This window comes from Thermohalobaculum sp. (genome assembly GCF_058622915.1).
This window is the reverse complement of record NZ_JBZSYN010000152.1, coordinates 1-14086: the sequence shown is the minus strand read 5'-3', so window position 1 is coordinate 14086 and position 14086 is coordinate 1. Positions and strand designations below refer to the sequence as shown.

Sequence of the window (14086 nt, the reverse complement as noted above, 5' to 3'; positions counted from 1 at the left end):
CCGGGCGGCACCCCGGCAGGCCCTGCGACCGGGTCTCGGACTCGGTGCCCGGCGCCGTCCTGCGCGCTGCGACCTTCGCACGCGGCCTGAGGCCGGCGCGCCGGCGGCTCAGATCGAGAGGTAGTTGTCGCGCAGCTCCTTGTTGTCGAGCACCTCCTGCGCGGCGCCGTCGAACACCACCTGGCCCATGTCGAGGATGATGGCGCGGTCGGCCAGATGCAGCGCGGCGATCGCGTTCTGCTCGACGATGATCGTGGTCATGCCGAGCTCGTGGATCTCCTCGAGCGTGCGCTCGATTTCCTTGACGATGATCGGGGCGAGCCCCTCATAGGGCTCGTCGAGCAGCAAAAGCTTGACGTCGCGGGCCAGCGCCCGGGCGACGGCCAGCATCTGCTGCTCGCCGCCCGACAGCGTTGTGCCCTCCTGCCGGCGGCGCTCGCCCAATCGGGGGAAGAGCTCGTAGAGCCGCTCCGGCGTCCAGCCATGCGGCGGAGCGATCTGGGCCAGCCGGATGTTCTCCTCGACGGTTAGGCCGGGGATGATGCGCCGGTCCTCGGGCACCAGGGCGATGCCGTTCTGCGCCGCCTGGTGGGCGCGCATCTCGTGCAGCGGCTTGTGGTCGAGCCAGATCTCGCCGTGCCTGAGCGCGGGGCTGTCGAGTCGGGCGATGGTGCGCAGGGTCGAGGTCTTGCCCGCGCCGTTGCGGCCCAGAAGCGCGATCGTCTCGCCCTCGTGGATGTCGAAGTCGACGCCCTGCACGATGTAGCTTTCGCCGTAATAGGCGTGCAGCTCCCAGGCCGAGAAGAAGGCGGGCTCCTTGCGGTCCTTGCGGATCGGCTGCCGGCTGCCGGCGCGCCGTTCGATCGTGCCACCGGACGCGCCGCCGGTCGGGTCGATGCGCTGCATGGCGCTCATAGGTGGGCCCCTCCCAGATAGGCCTCGTCGACCTTGGGGTCGCCGCGGATCTGCTCGGGCACGTCCTCGGCGATCACCGTGCCGCCCGCGAGCACCGAGATCCGGTCGGCCAGCGAGAACACGACATGCATGTCGTGCTCGATCACCACCATGGTGATGCCCTGCTCGCCGATCTGGCGCAACAGGTCGATGGTGTTGTTGGTGTCCATACGCGACATGCCGGCAGTGGGCTCGTCGAGCAGCAGGAGCTTGGGGTCCTGGGCGAGGCACATGGCCAGCTCGAGCCGGCGCTTGTCGCCGCGCGAGAGCTGGCCGGCGATGGCGCCGGCATGCTCGCCCAGGCCGACCTCGTCGAGCATCTGGCGGGCGCGGTGGCCGACCGGCCCGTCGCGCCGCACCGGGTACCAGGCGTTGAAGCGGAAGGCGCCGTCGCGGTGGGCGAAGGCGGGGATCATCACGTTCTCGAGCAGGGTCAGGTCGCCGAAGATCTCGGGCGTCTGGAACACCCGGCTGATGCCGAGCTGGTTGATCTCGTGCGGCTTCAGCCCCAGCAGCGAGCGGCCGCCGAACTCGACCGTGCCGGTGTCGGGCTCGACCCGGCCGACGAGGCAGTTAAGCAGCGTCGACTTGCCCGCGCCGTTGGGCCCGATGATGGCGTGGATGGTGCCCTTCTCGATCTCGAGATTCACCTCGTTGAGCGCCTTCAGCCCGCCAAAGCGCTTGTTGACGTTGCGCACTGTGAGCATGGTCATCGTCGCACCCTCACTCGGCCGGCACGGATTGGGCCTGCTTGCCGCCGCCGCCGCCCGCCCGGCGCAGCCAGCGCCACAGCCGGGAGAAGCCCTCGACCAGCCCGCCGGGCATGAAGATCACGATCAGCATGAAGAGCACGCCCAGCGTCAGCTCCCAGCCCTCGCCGACGAAGAGGCTGGCGACCTTGACGGCGACGTGGTCGAGCGGCGCGGGCAGGAAGGAGAAGGTGTCGCGCAGGATCGACTCGTTGAAGGCCGAGAAGATGTTCTCGAAATACTTGATCAGCACGCTGCCGAGCACGGGCCCGAGCAGGGTGCCGGCGCCGCCCAGGATGGTCATCAGCACCACCTCGCCCGAGGCGGTCCAGACCATGCGCTCGGCCCCGGCGAGCGGGTCGGTCACGGCCAAGAGCCCGCCGGCGAGCCCGGCATACATGCCCGAGACCACGAAGGCGGCGAGCATGTAGGGCCGGGTGTAGAGGCCGGTGTAGTTGAGCCGGTTCTGGTTCGACTTCACCGCGCGCAGCATGACGCCGAAGGGCGAGTGGAAGATGCGCAGCGAGACGTAGAACATGATGATCAGCACCACGGCGCAGAAATAGAAGCCGGGCCAGCCGATCATGTCGATGCCGAACAGTCGCGGCGAGGGCAGGCTGCTGCCGTAGTTGATGCCGAACGCGGCGTCGAGCACGCGCGGGTCGGCCTGGTCGAGCTGCAGCGCCGTCTCGCCGTTGGTGATCGGGGTGAGCACGGAATAGGCCAGCCGGTAGGCCATCTGCGCGAAGGCAAGGGTGAGGATGGCGAAGTAGATGCCGGAGCGGCGCAGCACGAGAAAGCCGATCACCACCGCGAACACGCCGCCCATCAGCGTGGCGAACAGCACGGCCGGGATGACGTTCATGCTCAGCAGCTTGAAGCTCCACACTGCGGTGTAGGAGCCGACGCCGAGGAAGGCGGCGTGGCCGAAGGAGAGATAGCCGGTCAGCCCGAACAGGATGTTGAAGCCGATGGCGAAGATCGCGTAGATTGCGAACTTCTGCAGCAGCGCGGGGTAGCTGGCGCCCAGCGGCGCGAGCAGCACCGGGCTGAGCAGCACGATCGCCGCGAAGGCGGCGAGCAGCAGCAGGTCGGCCCGCACGGAGAACTTCTCGACCATGGCTCAGGTCTCCATCACGCCCTTGCGGCCCATCAGGCCGCGCGGGCGCACGAGGAGCACGATCACCGCGACCAGGTAGATAATGATCTGGTCGATGCCGGGGAAGACGTCCTTCACCTCGGTCATCGAGGCGAAGGAGTGCAGGATGCCGAGCAGGAAGCCGGCCGCCACCGCGCCGGCCAGGCTGCCCATGCCGCCGACCACCACGACGACGAAGCTGAGCACCAGGAAGTCCATGCCCATGTGGTAGTCGGGCGAAAGGATCGGCGTGTACATCACGCCCGCGAGCCCCGCGACGACGGCGGCGATGCCGAAGACCACGGTGAAGCGGCGGTCGATGTCGATGCCCAGGAGCCCGACGGTCTCGCGGTCGGCCATGCCGGCGCGCACCACCATGCCGAAGGTGGTGAGCTGGAGGAAGGCGAAGACACCGCCGATCACCGCCACCGAGAAGGCGAAGTAGACGAAGCGCCAGTAGGGGTAGACCACGTTGCCCGGCGTGAGCCCGATCATGGCGCCGACGTCGAGCGCGCCCGAGAAGGCCGGCGGCGCCGGCTGCGGGATCGGGTTGGCGCCGAAGAAGCTGCGCACGATCTCCTGCAGCACGATGGCCAGCCCGAAGGTGACCAGGATCTGCTCGGCATGCGGGCGGCTGTAGAAATAGCGCACCAGCCCGCGCTCCATGACGATGCCGATGACCAGCATGATCGGGATGGCGAGCAGGATGGAGAGCGGCACCGAATAGTTCAGCAGCACGTGGCCGAAATCGCCAAACCAGGCCTCGACATAGGGCGTGCGTATCTCGACCGGCGTGCCCCAGGCGGTGGTGTGGGTGGGGTCGATGGTGACCTTTTGCAGATTCAGCAGGGCGCGCAGCGTGACGGCGCAGAAGGCGCCGAGCATGAACAGCGCGCCATGCGCGAAGTTCACCACGCCGAGCGTGCCGAAGATCAGCGTCAGGCCAAGCGCGATCAGGGCGTAGGCGCCGCCCTTGTCGAGCCCGTTGAGGAACTGCAGGAGGATGGCGTCCATGTGATCCGCGCTCGTTCGGCCGACGATTGAAGGCGAGGCGCGGCCGCCCCGGCAGGGCGGCCGCAAACCGGTGAAGGCTGCGCCCTCAGGCGCCGGTGCTGCAGGTGCCGAGCTCGCCGCCGGCGAAGAACTTGTTGTCCGGCTGGTACATGACGGCCTCGGCCGGGACCTCCTCGACCACCTCGAGCAGGTCGAACTTGGACTGCGGCTTCTCCTTGCCCTGCACCACCAGCACCTTCTTGAAGCACTGGTGATCGGCGGCGCGGTAAAGCGTCGGGCCATTGCCGAGCCCGTCGAACTTGTAGCCCTCGAGCGCCTTCACGACACCGCAGGGGTTGAAGCTGCCGGCCCGCTGGCAGGCGTCGGCGTAGAGCAGGGTCTGCACGTAGCAGGTCTGCGCCGCCTGGCTGGGCGGGAAGCCGTACTCCTTGCCGAACGACTTGACGAAGGCCTTGGAGCCCGCGTCCTGCAGCGACCAGTGCCAGTTGGTCGAGCCGAAGATGCCCTTGATGGCGTCGCCCGCACCCTGGGCCATGAGGCGCGAGTAGAGCGGCACGACGATCTCGAACTTCTTGCCGTTCACCATGCGGTCACGCAGGCCGAACTGCACCGCCTGGGTGAGCGAGTTCACCATGTCCTTGCCATAGTGGTTGAGGATCAGGACATCGGCGTCGGAGTTCAGCACCGGGGCGATGTACTGCGAGAAGTCGCCCGCACCCAGCGGCGTGCGCACGGTGGCGACCGTGGTCCAGCCCATCTTCTCGGTGAAGTACTTGATCGAGGCCTCCTGGGTCCAGCCCCAGGTGTAGTCGGCGGTCAGGTGATAGGCCTTGCGGTCGGTGCCGTAGGCCTTCTTCAGCACCGGCGCCAGCGCGGCGCCCGACATGTAGGCGTTGAAGAAGTGGCGGAAGCCGTTCGCCTTCTTGTCCTTGCCGGTGGTGTCGTTCGAATGCGTCAGCCCGGCCATGAAGATGACGCCCATCTCCTGGCACAGCCCCTGCACCGCGATGGCCACGCCCGAGGACGAGCCGCCGGTGATCATCAGCGCGCCGTCGCGCTCGATCATGCGCCGGGCCGAGGCACGGGCGGCGTCGGACTTGGTTTGGGTGTCGCCGGTGACGAAGGCGACCTTCTTGCCCAGCACGCCGTTGCCCTTGAGCTCCTTGGACGAGAAGGTGTTGAGCATGCCGCCGTCGCCCTCGCCATTGAGGTGCTTGACGGCGAGCTTGTAGGCGCGCAACTCGTCCGCGCCCTCGTCGGCATAGGCGCCGGTCTGCGGCACGTTGAAGCCGAGCGTGACCGTCTTGCCCTTGGGCGCGTTGCGGTACTCGGCGGCCCAGGCGTGGCGGTGGAAGAAGGTCGGCATGGCCAGGCCGGCGCCGAGCACGGCGCCGCCCTTGAGCAGGCCGCGGCGGCTGAAAGTATGCTTCGTCATGATGGTCCTCCCGAAGCGTCTTGTTCTGACAATGGAGCGTCTTGTTCTGACAATGGCCGGCGCCGGGGCGTGCCCCGGGCCGGGCAAAGGCAATCGCTATGCCCCGCACGAGATTTGCCGATCTCTGTCAAGAACACAATAAGCAATTGATTTAGCGCGATTATTATGTCAATAATTGGACATGTCCATTATGCAATTTGTCAATCATTGACATTGCGCTGCGGCAAGTCCTTGGCCCGATGGGAAAAACGCACATGCCCAGAGCGACCCCCGCAGCCGTGCTCGGCACGCGAATCCGCGAGCGCCGCCGGGCGCTGGGCATCACCCAGGCCGAGCTGGCGCGGCGCGCCGGCATCTCGGCCTCCTACATGAACCTGATCGAGCGCAACCGCCGGGGCATCGCGGGGGCGCTCCTGCGCCGGGTCGCGGGGGCGCTGGCGCTGAGGCTCGGCGAGCTCGACGGCGCTGCCGAGCGCCGCCTGACCGAGGCGCTGGACGAGCTTTCGCACGCGCCGGAGCTGCGCGCGCTGGCGGTCGAGCCGGACAGCGCCGGCGAGCTGGTCGCGCGCTACCCGGGCTGGGCGCGGGCGCTGGCGGCGCTGGCGCGCTCCGAACGCGAGGCCAGCGCTGCCGCCCGCGCTCTGGCCGACCGGCTGACCCACGACCCGTTCCTCGGCGAGGCGGTGCACCGCATGCTGACCCGCATCGCCGCCATCCGCTCGGCAGCCGAGATCCTCGAGGACTTCCCCGACATCCCGGCCGCGCGCCGCGACCGCTTCCACCGGATCATCGGCGAGGAGAGCCAGGCCCTGTCCTCGGTCGGCGAGGCGCTGGCGGCCTATTTCGACAAGGCCGATGCGCCGGACCGCACGCTGACGCCGCTCGACGAGGTCGAGGCGCTGTTCGAGGCGCGCGCCAACCGGTTCGGCGAGATCGAGGCGGCCGCGGTCGGCCTCGCCGGCCGGCTGGGCGACCTGGCCCCGGCGGCGCGGCGGGCCGAGGCGCGGGCGCTGGCCGAGGCGCATCTGGGCCCGGTGATCGAGGGTATCCTGGGCGGGCAGGACAAGGCGGAGACGGGGCCGGGGCTTGCCCGCGCGCGCCGCGCCCTGATCGACTATGCAGCCGGCGCGGTCCTTGCTCCGATGGCGGCGTTTGCGCCGCGCGCCGCGGCGCTGGGCTATGACATGGAGGCGCTCGCCGACGCCTTCGCCATCGGGGTCGAGACGGTCTGCCTGCGCCTTGCCGCCCTGCCGGGCGGGGCAGGCGTGCCGCGCTTTGGCTACCTGCGCGCCAACGCCGCGGGAACCATCATCGAGCGCCGCGGCCTGCCTGATCTGGTGGCGCCGCGCTATGCAACGGCCTGCCCGTTGTGGGTGCTCTATTGCGCCCAGCAGTCGCCCGAGGCCGTGATCCGGCAGCGCGTCGTGTTCCCCTCGGGCGCGCGCTTCGTGTTCGTGGCGCGGGCGCGCAACGCCGGCCCGGCCGGCTTCGGCCGGCCGCGTCACTACCTGACCGACATGCTGGCGATGAGCGAGGCGGACGCGCGGCTCACGGTCTATGCGCCCGAGGGCGCCGTGCCGGTCGAGGAGGTCGGGCCGGCCTGCCGCGTCTGCGCGCGCCGCAGCTGCCCGCACCGTGTGGAGGACCCGCTGGTGGGCTGAGTCGCGACGCAGGAGACAGGCGCGGCCCGATCGCCTAATCTGGGGGCGCGCAGCCCGCGCCAAGACGGGACCGCGAGCGTAACCGGAGGGATCACCGCGTCATGGCGAAGCGCGTGCTTCTGGCCGAGGACGAGCCGAACATCGTCGAGTCGCTGACATTCCTGCTCGACAGGGCCGGGTTCGTCGTCGCCGCCGAGACGGACGGGCGTGCCGCGCTCGAGGCGGCGCTGGCGGGCGCGCCGGATGTGGTGATCCTGGACGTGATGCTGCCGGGGATCGACGGCTTCGAGATCCTGCGCCGCCTGCGCGCCGATCCGCGCGGCGCGCGGCTGCGCGTGATCGTGCTGACTGCCAAGGGCCAGCGCGAGGACCGCGAGACGGCGCGCGCGGCAGGCGCCGATCTGTTCATCACCAAGCCGTTCTCGAACGCCGAGCTGGTCTCCGCGGTGACGCGGCTGGCCGGGGCGGAGTGAGCGAGGAGATGCCCCGGCGCCACGACCGGCCGCTGCGCCACCGCAAGGCGCGTGACTGGGCGCTGATCCTGCCGCTGGTCGGCGCGCTGCTGTTCATGCCGCCGATCGCCGGCATCTTCCAGGTCGACGGCCGGTTCGGCGGCGTGCCGTTCCTGCTGGTCTATCTCTTCGCCGTCTGGGCCGCGCTGATCGCGGGCGCTGCGGCCCTGTCGCGCCGGCTGCGCGAGTCGGGCGCAGCGGGCGAGGATGTCGAGGACGACGGCTGATGCTCTCGCTCGACCTCCTGCTCGCGATCTGCCTGGGCTACGTGGCGCTGCTGTTCACGCTGGCCTTCTACGTGGACCGGCAGTCGCGGCTGGGCGGGCTGCCCTGGCTGCGCTCGCCGGTGATCTACACGCTGTCGATCTCGATCTACTGCACGTCGTGGACCTTCTATGGCGCGGTGGGCTCGGCGGCGCGCAACGGGCTGGAGTTCATCACCATCTACCTCGGCCCGACGCTGGTCTTCGTCGGCTGGTGGTGGCTGCTGCGCAAGCTGGTGCGCATCGGCCGGACGCACCGCATAACCTCGATCGCCGACCTGATCTCCTCGCGCTATGGCAAGAGCCCGAGCCTCGCCGTGCTGGTGACCGTGATCGCGGTGGTCGCCACGACGCCCTATATCGCGCTGCAGCTGCAGTCGGTGACACGCAGCTACCAGGTGATCGCGCCCGAGGCCGACAGCGCCACCACCGCCTTCTGGATCGCCGTCGGCCTGGCGATGTTCGCGGTGCTGTTCGGCACGCGCAACCTCGACGCCAACGAGCGCCATCATGGGGTCGTCGCGGCCATCGCCTTCGAGGCCATCGTCAAGCTGGTGGCACTGATTGCGGTGGGCGTGTTCGTGGTGTTCGGCCTGTCGGGCGGCCTGCACAGGATCTTCGCCGACGTGCCGGTCGAGGTGATCCACGGCGGCGCCGACGTGTTCGGCCCGCGCTGGCTGGCGCTTACCTTCCTTTCGGCCACGGCGATCGTGTGCCTGCCGCGCCAGTTCCAGGTGACCGTGGTCGAGAACGTCGACGAGCGCCACCTGGCCACCGCGTCCTGGCTGTTCCCGCTCTACCTGTTCGCCATGAGCCTGTTCATCATGCCGATCGCGATCGCGGGGCTGAAGGTCATGCCGGCGGGCGCGAACCCGGACCTGTTCGTGCTGACGCTGCCGCTGGCCTCGCGGCAGGAGGAGCTGGCGCTCCTGGCCTTCCTCGGCGGGTTCTCCTCGGCCACCTCGATGGTGATCGTGGCGGCGATCGCGCTGTCGACCATGGTCTCGAACCACATCGTGGCGCCGATCGCGCTGCGCTTCCTGTCGGCCCGGCACGAGGTCTCGGGCGACGTGCGCAACCTGCTGCTGGTCACGCGGCGCATCAGCATCGGCATCATCCTGGCGCTCGGCTTCGTCTATTTCCGCCTCACCGGGGGCTCGGAGGCGCTGGCCTCGATCGGGCTGATCGCCTTCGTCGGCGTGGCGCAGTTCCTGCCCAGCCTGCTGGGCGGGCTGTTCTGGCGCGGCGCCACGCGGGCCGGGGCGGTCGCGGGACTGACGGCGGGCTTCGTGCTGTGGGCCTACACGCTGTTCCTGCCGAGCTTCGAGGGCGATTTCCTGCTCAGCGCCTCGGTGCTCGCGCACGGCCCCGTCGGCATCGCGGCGCTGCGCCCGCAGGCGCTCTTTGGGCTCGAGGGCGTGGATCCGCTGATTCATGCGCTGGTCTGGAGCCTGGGGGCCAACCTGCTGTGCTTCCTGATTGTCTCGGGGCTGTCCGACACCAAGCCGCTGGAGCGCCTGCAAGGGGCGCTGTTCGTCGATGTCTTCCGCGCCCCGGGCGGTGCGCCGCCGCGCTTCGTCGAGGGCGCGGCGACCTCGGAGGACCTGTTCGTGCTGGCCCAGCGCATCCTGGGGGCCGAGCCGGCGCGCGCGCTGTTCGACGAGATGGCCGCGGCGCAGGGGCGGGCGGGCCGCCTGCCGCTGCCCACGGACGGGGTGATCGCGCGGGTCGAGCGCCAGCTCTCGGGCTCGGTCGGCGCGGCCTCGGCGCACGCCATGGTCGGCCGCATCGCCGGCCGGCAGGCGGTGGGCATGCCCGAGCTGATCGACATCGCCGACGAGACCCAGCGCCTGATCGAGACCTCGCGCCGGCTGGCCGAGAAATCCGCTGAGTTCGAGCGCGCAGCGGCCCAGCTGCGCGAGGCCAATGCGCGGCTGCGCACGCTGGACGCACAGAAGGACGACTTCCTGAGCCAGGTCAGCCACGAGCTGAGGACGCCGATGACCTCGATCCGCTCGTTCTCGGAGATCCTGCTCGGGGACGTGTCGGTCTCGGACGCCGAGCGCCGGCGCTTCGTCGCCATCATCCACGACGAGAGCCTGCGGCTGACGCGGCTGTTGGACGAGATCCTCGACATCAGCCGGCTCGAGGCGGGCACGCTGGAGCTGCCCCTGGGCCCGGTCGATGCCGAGGCGGTCATCAGCGCCGCAATCGGCACGGTCTCGGGGCTGGCGCAGAAGGACGGCATCGCGGTGCGGCGCGAGCCGGTGCCCGGCGGCGTCGCCGTCGCGGCCAACGAGGACCGGCTGCGCCAGGTGCTGATCAACCTGCTGTCCAACGCCGTGAAGTACAACGCGGCGCCCGAGCCCGAGATTCTGGTGCGCCCCAGGCTGCGCGACGGTGCGCTGGTGATCGATGTGGTGGATAATGGCGGCGGCGTCGGCCGCGACGAGGCCACGGCCGTGTTCGAGAAGTTCACCCGCGGCAGCCGCGCCGGGCTGGGGCAGGGCGCGGGCCTGGGCCTGCCGATCAGCCGCGCCCTGATGCGCCGCATGGGCGGCGATCTTACGGTGGAATTCGCGCGCGACGCGACGGGCGCGCCAGCGAGCTTCTTCCGCCTCTCGCTCGGTCTCGCGGATCGCGCCGGCCAGCCGCTTGCGCAGGAAGGCGCCGCTCAGGCGCGCGCTGCGCCGCGCAACCGGTCGAGGCTCCACGGCCCGCCCCCTGCGGCAGCCAGGTAGAGAAAGGTGAAGCAGTAGAACACCGCCAGCTCGCCCCCGTTGAGGAGCGGGAAGAAACCGTGCGGCAGGTGCACGGTGAAATAGGCGACCGCCATGGTGCCCGAGGCGAGGAAGGCCGCAGGCCGCGTGAACAGCCCGAGCACGAGCAGCGTGCCGACGACAAGCTCGATACCGCCGGCGACGCCCACCATGGACAGCCAGGGCGTGCCGTTGAGCGGGCTCGCCGGGAAGCCCAGATGCTTCGCCGTGCCGTGCTCGAGATAGAGCAGGCCGACGACGAATCGCAGCAGGCTGAGAAACTGCGGGGCGAAGGGTCGGAGGAAGTTCATGTCGTTGCTTTTTGCTCCGTGGCGGCCCGGGCAGGCCGGTGCGAAAGGGGCCAAGCGAAGCCGCGTTGCGGCGGGGCCTGCTGGATCAGGCAGAGGCGGCGCGTCAATGCACCGCCTTGCGGTAGAGGTGCCAGGTGGCGTGCCCGAGGATCGGCAGCAGCACGATCAGCCCGACGAACAGGGTGATCATCCCCAGCGCCAGGGCGCCGGCCACGATCAGCCCCCACACCGCGATCGGCCCCCGGTTCAGCGCGGCGACGCGCGCCGAGGTGATGATGGCGGCGGGCAGGCCGACCGGCCGGTCGAGCAGCAGCGGGAACGAGACGACGCTGATGATCAGGACCAGCACGGCGAACAGGAACCCGACCGCGAAGCCGACCACGATCATCACCCAGCCGGCCCCGGTGGTGAACGCGTCGCGCAGGAAGGCGCCGGCCGAGACCGGCGTCTCCGGTCCCAGCGTGGCGTTGAATATGCCGTGCGCGGCCAGGATCCAGACGCCGAAGATCGCGAGCAGCAGGAGGCCGAGCACGAAGATCGCGCCGAACGAGGGGGAACTCAGCACGCGCAGCGTGTCGGCCCAGCTTGCCTCCTTGCCGGCCTCGCGCCGCCGGCTCATCTCGTACATGCCCACGCCGGCGAACGGCCCGACCAGCGCGAAACCGGCGATGGCGGGGAAGATCAGCGGGATCAGCGCCTGCTCGAAGGCGAACCCGATCATCAGCCCGCCGACGATCGGATAGATCAGCGCGATCAGGGCCACGTCGGTGCGGAAGTACTTGAAGTCGTCGTAGCCCTTGCGCAGGGCATCCCTGAGATCGCTGACGCTGATGCGGTGAATCCGGGGCAGCATTTCCGCAGCATCGGATTCGTCGCTGCGGAGCTTCTCGGATTCGACGTATCCGAAGGCATTGCCGAGCTGGTCGGCCGTCCATTCGATGGGGTTCCGTATGGTCGAGACCATCGCTTTCCTCCGCCTCAGATTGTCATTTCCGCGGATCGCCCTGCGCCGCCGGGCATGGGGCGGCGCAGGGCGATCCGCGCTTTTTCGCGGATTGCACAGACTATCACATATCGGTCGGAGCGTCCTCGACAAGGGCACGGTCTGTCCGACCGGGCCGGCGGGCCGCGGCGGGCGACCCGGTTCGGGACTATGATTCGAGGGCCGCGTCGAGCGCCGCGTCGGCATGGATCAGGGTGGTATCGAAGACCGGCGCAGGCACGTTGCCTGCGTCGAGCAGCATGCCCACCTCGGTGCAGCCGAGAATCAGGCAGTCGGCGCCGGCGTCGAGCAGACGCCGCGCGATCGCCTCGTAGGCGCGGCGGCTTTCCTCGCGGACAAGGCCGCGGCACAGCTCGTCGTAGATGATCCGGTGCGTCTCGGCGCGGTCCGCGGGCCGGGGGATCACGGGCTCGAGCCCCGCCGCCCGGAGCCTGCCGGTGTAGAAGTCCTGCTCCATGGTGTAGGCGGTGGCCATCAGGCCCGGACGCTTCAGCCCGGCGGCGACGATGCGCGCCGCGGTCGCCTCGGCAATGTGGATCAGCGGCAGCCGCGTCGAGCGGCGCACCGTGTCGGCCACCTTGTGCATGGTGTTCGTGGCGATCAGCAGCAGGTCGGCCCCGGCGTGCTCGAGCGCCACGGCGATCCGCGCCAGCTCCTCTGCGGCGCGCGCCCAGTCGCCGCCGGCCTGCAGCGCCTCGATGCGGGCGAAGTCCACCGACCAGATCAGGCATTCGGCCGAGTGCAGCCCGCCCAGGCGCCGCCGCGTCTCCTCATTGAGGCGGCGGTAGTAGAGCGCGGTCGATTCCGCGCTCATGCCGCCGATGATGCCGATGGTCTTCATCGCGACTCTCCCAATCCGCACCCGCTCCCGCTATAGCAGGGCGGACGCCGGGACGGCAGACCCTGGAGGGGAGGGAGTGCAATGCGGGCCATGCGGGTCCACGCGCTGGGCGAGTGGCTGAGCCTCGACGAGGTATCCGTGCCCGAGCCGGGCACTGGCCAGGTTCGGCTGAAGGTCCACGCCTGCGGCGTCAACTTCGCCGATACCCTGATCGTGAAGGGGCGTTACCAGGAGAAGCCGGAGGTGCCCTTCGCGCCGGGGCTGGAGATCTGCGGCACCGTCGAGGCGCTGGGCGAGGGCGTCGAGGCGCCCAGCCCCGGCACACGCGTCGCCGCCACCTGTGGCACCGGCGGCTTCGCCGAGCGGGTGCTGGCCCCGGCGCGGGCCTGCGTGGCGCTGCCCCAGGCGATGTCCGACGTCGAGGGTGCCGCCTTCCAGGTGGCCTATGGCACCTCGCACCTGGCGCTGGCGCACCGGGCGCAGCTGGTGCCCGGCGAGCGGCTTGTGGTGCTGGGCGCCGCGGGTGGAGTCGGGCTGACGGCGGTTGAGATTGGCAAGCTGATGGGCGCCGATGTGGTGGCAGTGGCGCGCGGTCGCGCGCGGCTCGAGGCGGCGCGGGCGGCGGGGGCCGATCACCTGATCGACTCCGACAGCGAGGACATCCGCGAGACGGTGCTGGGACTGGGCGGCGCCGACGTGGTCTACGACCCCGTGGGCGGCGAGCAGTGGAAGGCGGCCATACGCGCGGCCAACCCCGAGGCCCGGCTGATCCCGGTGGGCTTCGCCTCTGGCGAGATCCCGCAGATCCCGGCCAACATCCTCTTGGTGAAGAACCTGACCGTGATCGGGCTCTACTGGGGCGCCTACTGGCGCTTCCGGCCGGAGGTGCTGGCCGACTCGTTCAGCACCCTGATCGGCTGGTTCGAGGCGGGGCGCATCCGGCCGCACATCTCGCACGTGCTGCCGCTGGCCGAGGCCAACGAGGCGCTGGCGCTCCTGGAGGAGCGGCGGGCGACGGGCAAGGTGGTGGTGACGCCCTGAGCGGCGTGCGCCTGCCCGGGAGGTCCCGGCGCGGCGGCCGGGACCCATAGATGCGGGCGGCGCCAACGGCGGTGGGCACGCGTGCCAACACACTCAACGCATTGATTTCATTGGGAATTGGCTGTGAGTACGAGTCGCGGCTAATGCGTCATGGGCCTGGGCGCGACCCTTGCCCGGTGCAGGGACGCTAGCGCACCGGGGGCGCCGCCGCCGCGGCCGGGAAGGGGCCCGCGCGCATGCGGGTGGCGACGCGGTCGCGCGCCTTGGGGTCGGTGTCGAACAGCGAGGCGAGCTGCTCGGTCACCGCGCCGGCCAGCTGCTCGGCGTCGGTGATGGTCACCGCCCGGCTGTAATAGCGGGTCACGTCGTGGCCGATGCCGATGGCCAGCAGCTCCACCGCGCCCT

14 protein-coding genes are annotated in these 14086 nt (G+C 70.1%); 5 read left to right on the top strand and 9 right to left on the bottom strand.

What is annotated here, in order from left to right; all coding sequences use genetic code 11:
• Positions 1 to 108 precede the first annotated feature (108 nt).
• From AC32QD_RS11825 to AC32QD_RS11805, 5 genes are all read right to left on the bottom strand, one after another.
• A complete protein-coding gene (locus AC32QD_RS11825; protein ID WP_492010705.1) occupies positions 109 to 915 on the bottom strand; it encodes an ABC transporter ATP-binding protein in 807 nt (268 codons plus the stop codon).
• Complete coding sequence (locus AC32QD_RS11820) at positions 912 to 1667, bottom strand: ABC transporter ATP-binding protein (RefSeq protein ID WP_492010704.1); 756 nt, start codon at positions 1665 to 1667, stop codon at positions 912 to 914. Before AC32QD_RS11820 ends, AC32QD_RS11825 begins: the two co-directional genes overlap by 4 nt.
• A gap of 10 nt (positions 1668 to 1677) precedes the next feature.
• A complete protein-coding gene (locus tag AC32QD_RS11815; protein ID WP_492010703.1) occupies positions 1678 to 2823 on the bottom strand; it encodes a branched-chain amino acid ABC transporter permease in 1146 nt (381 codons plus the stop codon).
• Positions 2824 to 2826: 3 nt separating this feature from the next.
• Entirely contained in the window at positions 2827 to 3855 is a 1029-nt protein-coding gene (locus tag AC32QD_RS11810) for a branched-chain amino acid ABC transporter permease (RefSeq protein ID WP_492010702.1), read from the bottom strand.
• An 85-nt stretch (positions 3856 to 3940) separates the two neighbouring features.
• A complete protein-coding gene (locus AC32QD_RS11805; protein ID WP_492010701.1) occupies positions 3941 to 5290 on the bottom strand; it encodes a substrate-binding protein in 1350 nt (449 codons plus the stop codon).
• Between the two features lie 254 nt (positions 5291 to 5544).
• On the opposite strand from AC32QD_RS11805, the gene AC32QD_RS11800 reads away from it, so the two are divergent.
• The 4 genes from AC32QD_RS11800 (at position 5545) to AC32QD_RS11785 (ending at position 10467) form a co-directional block, all read left to right on the top strand.
• Positions 5545 to 6951, top strand: a complete 1407-nt coding sequence (locus tag AC32QD_RS11800) for a helix-turn-helix domain-containing protein (protein WP_492010700.1) — start codon at positions 5545 to 5547, stop codon at positions 6949 to 6951.
• Between the two features lie 101 nt (positions 6952 to 7052).
• On the top strand, positions 7053 to 7424 hold the full coding sequence (locus AC32QD_RS11795) for a response regulator transcription factor (RefSeq protein ID WP_492010699.1): 372 nt from the start codon (positions 7053 to 7055) through the stop codon (positions 7422 to 7424).
• An 8-nt stretch (positions 7425 to 7432) separates the two neighbouring features.
• The gene (locus tag AC32QD_RS11790; RefSeq protein WP_492010698.1) at positions 7433 to 7690 is read left to right on the top strand and encodes a hypothetical protein; all 258 of its coding nucleotides are present in this window, start codon (positions 7433 to 7435) and stop codon (positions 7688 to 7690) included.
• Positions 7690 to 10467, top strand: a complete 2778-nt coding sequence (locus AC32QD_RS11785; RefSeq protein WP_492010697.1) for an ATP-binding protein — start codon at positions 7690 to 7692, stop codon at positions 10465 to 10467. The genes AC32QD_RS11790 and AC32QD_RS11785 overlap by 1 nt, the downstream gene beginning before the upstream one ends.
• On the opposite strand, the gene AC32QD_RS11780 is transcribed toward AC32QD_RS11785, so the two are convergent.
• From AC32QD_RS11780 to AC32QD_RS11770, 3 genes are all read right to left on the bottom strand, one after another.
• Positions 10401 to 10796 (bottom strand): DoxX family protein, encoded by a 396-nt coding sequence (locus AC32QD_RS11780; protein WP_492010696.1) that lies wholly within the window; start codon positions 10794 to 10796, stop codon positions 10401 to 10403. The two genes, AC32QD_RS11785 and AC32QD_RS11780, sit on opposite strands and share 67 nt — an antisense overlap.
• A gap of 103 nt (positions 10797 to 10899) precedes the next feature.
• Positions 10900 to 11760 (bottom strand): DUF2189 domain-containing protein, encoded by an 861-nt coding sequence (locus AC32QD_RS11775; RefSeq protein ID WP_492010695.1) that lies wholly within the window; start codon positions 11758 to 11760, stop codon positions 10900 to 10902.
• 187 nt (positions 11761 to 11947) lie between these two features.
• Positions 11948 to 12640 (bottom strand): aspartate/glutamate racemase family protein, encoded by a 693-nt coding sequence (locus AC32QD_RS11770; protein WP_492010694.1) that lies wholly within the window; start codon positions 12638 to 12640, stop codon positions 11948 to 11950.
• A gap of 81 nt (positions 12641 to 12721) precedes the next feature.
• On the opposite strand from AC32QD_RS11770, the gene AC32QD_RS11765 reads away from it, so the two are divergent.
• On the top strand, positions 12722 to 13681 hold the full coding sequence (locus AC32QD_RS11765; RefSeq protein ID WP_492010693.1) for an NADPH:quinone oxidoreductase family protein: 960 nt from the start codon (positions 12722 to 12724) through the stop codon (positions 13679 to 13681).
• Positions 13682 to 13868: 187 nt separating this feature from the next.
• Here the strand turns inward: AC32QD_RS11765 and AC32QD_RS11760 are convergent.
• Positions 13869 to 14086 (bottom strand): cobaltochelatase CobT-related protein (locus tag AC32QD_RS11760; protein ID WP_492010692.1); only part of this gene is annotated, 218 nt, incomplete at its 5' end.